Origin of the sequence: Elstera sp., from assembly GCF_044372965.1 — a bacterium.
Taxonomy (GTDB): Bacteria; Pseudomonadota; Alphaproteobacteria; order Elsterales; family Elsteraceae; genus Elstera.
The window spans coordinates 1-5,398 of record NZ_JBILQX010000211.1 but is presented as its reverse complement, the minus strand read 5'-3'; the positions used below and the strand labels follow the sequence as shown (position 1 = coordinate 5,398).

Sequence of the window (5,398 nt, the reverse complement as noted above, 5' to 3'; positions counted from 1 at the left end):
CTGTATGTGTTTGCCGCGCTTGCCGAAATCGCGGGGTGTTTTGCCTTTTGGGCGTGGTGGCGGCTAGATAAGTCTGTGCTGTGGCTCATCCCCGGCGTGGTCTCGCTTATTCTGTTCGCGGGCGCTTTAGCCTTGGTAGAACAGGTCGCCGCCGGGCGCACCTTCGCCGCCTATGGCGGGGTCTATATCGTCGCCTCGCTCGCGTGGCTTTGGGGAGTCGAAGGCGTGCGGCCCGTGCTAACCGATTGGCTAGGGGTGGGGATTTGCCTCGCGGGCGTCGGCGTTATTCTGATCGGCGCGCCGCGCGCTTAAGCATCCGCCTGGGCGGCAGTGCGGGCGAGCGGAAGCGCCAAGATCAAGAGCCCCACGCCCAACCCCAGCACCAAATCCGGCACGGTTAAGCCGAGACCCGGTAGTAGCGCCGTCCCCGCCGTGCCGAGGCCCATCATGCCCGCATTCACGATGTTATTCGTCGCAACTGCCCGCGCCCGCGCTTCTGGCTGAGCGCGGCTTTGCAGCAGCGTATAGAGCGGTACCGTATAGACCCCGCCCGCGACCGCCAGCAGCAGGAAATCGCCGATCAAGCGCCAGTTGGCAGCCTCCGCCAGAAAGGCGGGCAGCGGCGTCAACACATTCGATACGGGGGCGGTGGGCAGGGCCAGCCAAAGATCGAAGGTCGCCAGCGCCATCCCAAGCGCGCCGATGCCGACCGGGCCGGATTTCACCTGCCCGTGCAGCATCCGCCCGCAGATGCCCGCGCCCACGGCAATGCCAATCGAAAACAGTGCGAGGAAGAAGGTCACGACCTGCTCGTCAGCCCCGATGCGGTTGCGCACCAAGCCCGGCAGTTGCGCCAGCAGCACCGCGCCGAGCATCCAGAACCAAGAAATCCCGAGCACGACGCGGCGCAGCACGGGGCTGGCGAGGGTGCCCCGACACACGGCCCAGGTATCGGCGAGGAAATTCCAGCGCAGTTTTAGATCGGGGCGCAGGGCGACCGTCGGGGGCAGCGCCCGGCAGGCGAGCCACGCCAGAACGGCGATGCCGAGCCCCGTGAGCCCGGCAATCCAAGGGCCGCCGTCGAGCCGCACCAACTCGGTGCCCATAATCGTGCCGATGAGGATGGCGACGAAGGTGGTCGCCGCAAACAGGGCATTGCCGCGCGCCAGATCCTCCGGCTTCAGCAGTTCCGGCAGGAGGGAGAATTTCACCGGGCTAAAGAAGGTGGAGAGAATGCCCATCCCAATTAAAGCGGCAAACAGCAGAGGGATCGACCCCAGCACGAGCCCGGCGAGGCCCAGCAAAAGAGCCGGAATCTCGATTAACCGCACCCATTGGGTCAGCGCGGCCTTCGGCATACGGTCCGCGAGCGTGCCCGCAAAGGCCGAGGCGAAGAAATAGGGCAGCACGAACAGCGCCGTCGCCAACCCGGCCAGCGCTTGCGCCGCATCGGGATCGGGCACCAACTTGTAGACCACGAGAATCGCCAGGGCATTCTTGAACAAATTATCGTTCAAGGCCCCCAGGAACTGCGCAATGAACAGCGGCAGGAAGCGCCGATCCGTCAGCAACGCGAGCATGCTAGAGCCGGATCAACCGAATACTGTCGCCCTTGACCGTCAGCGCCACTTCGCCGCGTTTCAGCGCTAAAGCATCTTCGCCGAACACCTCGCGCCGCCAGCCGGTCAGCGCGTGGATGGCGGGGGAGTCTTCCATCGCCAGCGTTTCAATATCGGCGCTATTGGCGACGAGCTTTTGCGCTACGTCATTACTGTCGCATTTGGCTTTCAGCAGCACTTTCAGCAACTCGATGAGGGCCGCTCTGCCTCCGCTCACGTCCGGCTTTTCCGGCAGGGTCGGGCAGTCGGCTTCGGGGATCGCATTGCCGCGTTCGACGGCGGCGAGAATACCCTGACCGACCGAGCCTTCGATCATGCCTTTGCTCAGCGCCCGCATTCGCCCGAGATCGGCGACGGCGCGCGGGGCATTGGCGGCGGCTTCCAGCAGCGCTTCGTCTTTTAGCAAGCGCTGACGGGGAATATTCTTGCGCTGGGCTTCCGCCTCGCGCCACGCCGCGAGTTCCTTGAGAATGGCGAGGAACCGGCGGTTGCCGGTGCGCGGGCGCAGGCGCTGCCAAGCGGTTTCGGGATCAAGCTGGTAGGTCTTGGGATCGGTGAGGATCGCCATTTCCTCCTGCACCCACGATTCGCGGCCCGCTTTCTCGATGCGTTTCGCCAGCTTCTCATAGATGACGCGGAGGTGCGTTACGTCCGAGAGCGCATAGGAAAGCTGCTTGTCGGTCAGCGGGCGCTGCGACCAATCGGTAAAGCGTGAGCTTTTATCGATGCGCGCATTGGCGAGCTTGCCCGCCAGCGTCTCATAGCTCGCGCTTTCGCCAAAGCCGCAAACCATCGCCGCGACTTGGCTATCCCAGAGCGGGGTCGGCACCGTGCCGGTAAGATTGTAGAAAATCTCCAAATCCTGCCGGGCGGCGTGGAAGACCTTCAGCACCGCCGGATTGGCCATCAACTCGAACAGCGGCGCAAGGTCGATGCCTTCCGCCAGCGGATCGATGGCCGCAGCCACCGAGGTTCCCGCCACCTGCACGAGGCAAAGCTGGGGCCAATAGGTCTTATCACGAATAAACTCGGTATCGACCGTTACATAGGCTTCTTGCGCCAGTATGGCGCAGAGGGCCGCTAACGCGGCTGAATCTTGGATCATCATGATTTTCGCTATAGCACACTGAGGCGAAACCGCATAGCCAGCCCTTGACATTCGGTGTCAAAGCGTGTGGCTTTGCCGCCTATTCTGATTTAGCCGCTGGGAATTTTTCATGCACGCCTATCGCACGCATACTTGCAACGCCTTGAGCCGCGCCGAAACCGGCCAGACCGTGCGCCTGTCGGGCTGGGTGCACCGCAAGCGCGATCATGGGCAGTTGCTGTTCATCGATCTGCGCGACCATTACGGCATCACTCAGTTGGTGATCGATAACGAGTCGGCTTTCTTTGACGACGCCAGCCAAGTGCGCGTTGAGAGCGTAATTACGGTTTCCGGCCTCGTTGTGGATCGCAGCGCCGAAACGGTAAATCCGAACCTGCCGACCGGCGCCATTGAAGTGCAGGTGAAGGAATATTTCCTTCAGTCCGCCGCCGATGTGCTGCCGCTGCAAGTGAACAGCGACGCGGAATATCCCGAAGATACGCGCCTGCGCTACCGCTTCCTGGATTTGCGCCGCGACCGGCTTCATAAGAACATCGTGTTGCGCTCCAACGTCATCGCCAGCCTGCGCCGCCGGATGATCGACCAGGGCTTCACCGAGTTCCAAACGCCGATTCTCACCTCCTCCTCACCGGAAGGGGCGCGCGACTTCCTCGTGCCCGCGCGTATGCATCCGGGCCGTTTCTACGCCCTGCCGCAAGCGCCGCAGCAGTTTAAGCAGTTGCTGATGGTGGCGGGCTTCGACCGCTACTTCCAAATCGCCCCTTGCTTCCGCGATGAGGACGCCCGCGCCGACCGCAGCCCCGGCGAATTCTATCAGCTCGATTTCGAAATGAGCTTCGTCACGCAAGAAGACGTGTTCGCCGCCATCGAGCCGGTGCTGCACGGCGTGTTCGAGGAATTTTCGAACGGCAAGAGCGTTACGCCCTATCCGTTCCCGCGCATCGCCTATAGCGAATCGATGCTAAAGTACGGCTCTGATAAGCCGGACCTGCGCAACCCGATCGTCATCGCCGACGTGACCGAAATCTTCACGCGCGACGATGTCACCTTCAACGCCTTCAAGACCGCCGTTGCTGGTGGTGCGGTTGTCCGCGCCATTCCCGCGCCGCAGGTATCGGACCAGCCGCGCAGCTTCTTCGATAAGCTCAACGATTGGGCCAAGGGCGAAGGCCATCCCGGCTTAGGCTATATCCTGTGGGATAAGAGCGGCGAGGCCAAAGGCCCCATCGCCAAATTCATCGGGCCGGACGCGCTGAAGCTGCTAGCCGAAAAAGCCGGGATTCAACCGGGCGATGCCCTGTTCTTCGCCTGCAATAAGAAGCTGGTCGCCGAAAAATTCGCGGGCCAAGCGCGTAAGCGCCTGGGTGAAGAGCTGAACCTGATCGACCCCAGCGTGTTCAACTTCTGCTGGATCGTCGATTTCCCGATGTACGAGCTGAACGAAGACACCGGCCAAATCGACTTCAGCCACAATCCTTTCTCCATGCCGCAAGGCGGGCTTGACGCGCTGCTGAACCAAGATCCGCTGACGATCAACGCCTATCAGTATGATATCGTCTGCAACGGCATTGAGCTGTCGTCGGGCGCGATCCGGAACCATCTGCCGGAAATCATGTATAAGGCCTTCGAAATCGCCGGATACAAGAATGAGGATGTTGAAGCCCGCTTCGGCGGCATGCTCAACGCCTTCAAATTCGGCGCGCCGCCCCACGGCGGTTCGGCTCCCGGCGTTGACCGCATGGTCATGCTGCTGGCTGACGAGCCGAATATCCGCGAAGTCGTCTGCTTCCCGATGAACCAAAAGGCCGAAGATTTGCTGATGCAGGCCCCAAGCCCGGTCGATCCGGCGCGGCTCAAGGAACTGTCGATCAAAATCGATATTCCCCTGACCAAGCAGACCAAAAGCTAATGATACTCGGGATCGGTAACGATCTCTGCGACATCCGCCGCATCGAACGGTCGCTGGAGAGATTCGGCGACCGTTTCCGCGACCGGGTCTTCGCCCCAGAAGAGCAGGCGAAGGCCGAACGCCGCGCACACCCCGCCGCCACCTACGCCAAACGCTTTGCCGCCAAGGAAGCCTGCGCCAAGGCGCTGGGCACCGGCTTTCGCAACGGCGTGTTCTGGCGCGATATGGTGGTGATTAATCTTGCCAGCGGCAGGCCAACGCTGCGGCTGACGGGCGGGGCTTTAGAAAGACTAACGGCGATCACGCCCATTGGCATGACCGCCGATATTCACCTGACCCTGACGGACGAATATCCGCTGGCCCAGGCGATTGTGATGATCTACGGGCTACCCTCCCCACGCTAAGGCGGGGAGGGGGCTTTCAGTGGGTTAGATGAGCGTCACCTGAGAGCTATGGCTGATTCCCGTAACCGTCAGGCTATTGTTTGCATCAATCGTCGCAACCAAGTGGCCGCTTGAGTAATCAAAAGTTGCTACCGGGCTGATGCTCAACTGCAACGCCTGCAGGGAGCCCGAAATATAATCCAAGCCGCCATTATATGTGTATGTCAGAGTATTGGCGTTCTGAACGGTAATGTGGTCGTTCCCACTACCAGCAGAGACCGTGTCATTTCCGCTCCCTGTGTTGATGGTATAGCCGCCATTACCCGCGGTAACTTTATCATTACCGGCGCCAACATTGATCAAGCCGCCACCATTTCCG

5 protein-coding genes and 1 pseudogene are annotated in these 5,398 nt (G+C 61.3%); 3 read left to right on the top strand and 3 right to left on the bottom strand.

Annotated features, from left to right (window positions below; translation table 11 throughout):
- On the top strand, window positions 1–312 hold a 312-nt coding region (locus ACIQ36_RS17910), incomplete at its 5' end, for a YnfA family protein (RefSeq protein WP_395831843.1).
- On the opposite strand, the gene ACIQ36_RS17905 is transcribed toward ACIQ36_RS17910, so the two are convergent.
- Both ACIQ36_RS17905 and rnd read right to left on the bottom strand, forming a co-directional pair.
- The gene (locus ACIQ36_RS17905; protein ID WP_395831841.1) at window positions 309–1,580 is read right to left on the bottom strand and encodes an MFS transporter; all 1,272 of its coding nucleotides are present in this window, start codon (window positions 1,578–1,580) and stop codon (window positions 309–311) included. The two genes, ACIQ36_RS17910 and ACIQ36_RS17905, sit on opposite strands and share 4 nt — an antisense overlap.
- Window position 1,581: 1 nt before the next feature.
- Window positions 1,582–2,730 carry a ribonuclease D gene (rnd, locus tag ACIQ36_RS17900; RefSeq protein ID WP_395831845.1) on the bottom strand — a complete coding sequence of 383 codons (1,149 nt, stop codon included), beginning with the start codon at window positions 2,728–2,730 and terminating at the stop codon, window positions 1,582–1,584.
- A 106-nt stretch (window positions 2,731–2,836) separates the two neighbouring features.
- On the opposite strand from rnd, the gene aspS reads away from it, so the two are divergent.
- Together aspS and acpS are read left to right on the top strand one after the other, a co-directional pair.
- The gene (gene aspS / locus ACIQ36_RS17895) at window positions 2,837–4,636 is read left to right on the top strand and encodes an aspartate--tRNA ligase (RefSeq protein WP_395831839.1); all 1,800 of its coding nucleotides are present in this window, start codon (window positions 2,837–2,839) and stop codon (window positions 4,634–4,636) included.
- The gene (gene acpS / locus ACIQ36_RS17890; RefSeq protein WP_395831837.1) at window positions 4,636–5,040 is read left to right on the top strand and encodes a holo-ACP synthase; all 405 of its coding nucleotides are present in this window, start codon (window positions 4,636–4,638) and stop codon (window positions 5,038–5,040) included. The genes aspS and acpS overlap by 1 nt, the downstream gene beginning before the upstream one ends.
- Before the next feature lie 24 nt (window positions 5,041–5,064).
- Here acpS and ACIQ36_RS17885 read toward each other — a convergent pair.
- Window positions 5,065–5,398: pseudogene (locus ACIQ36_RS17885) on the bottom strand (hypothetical protein); the annotation flags it as partial.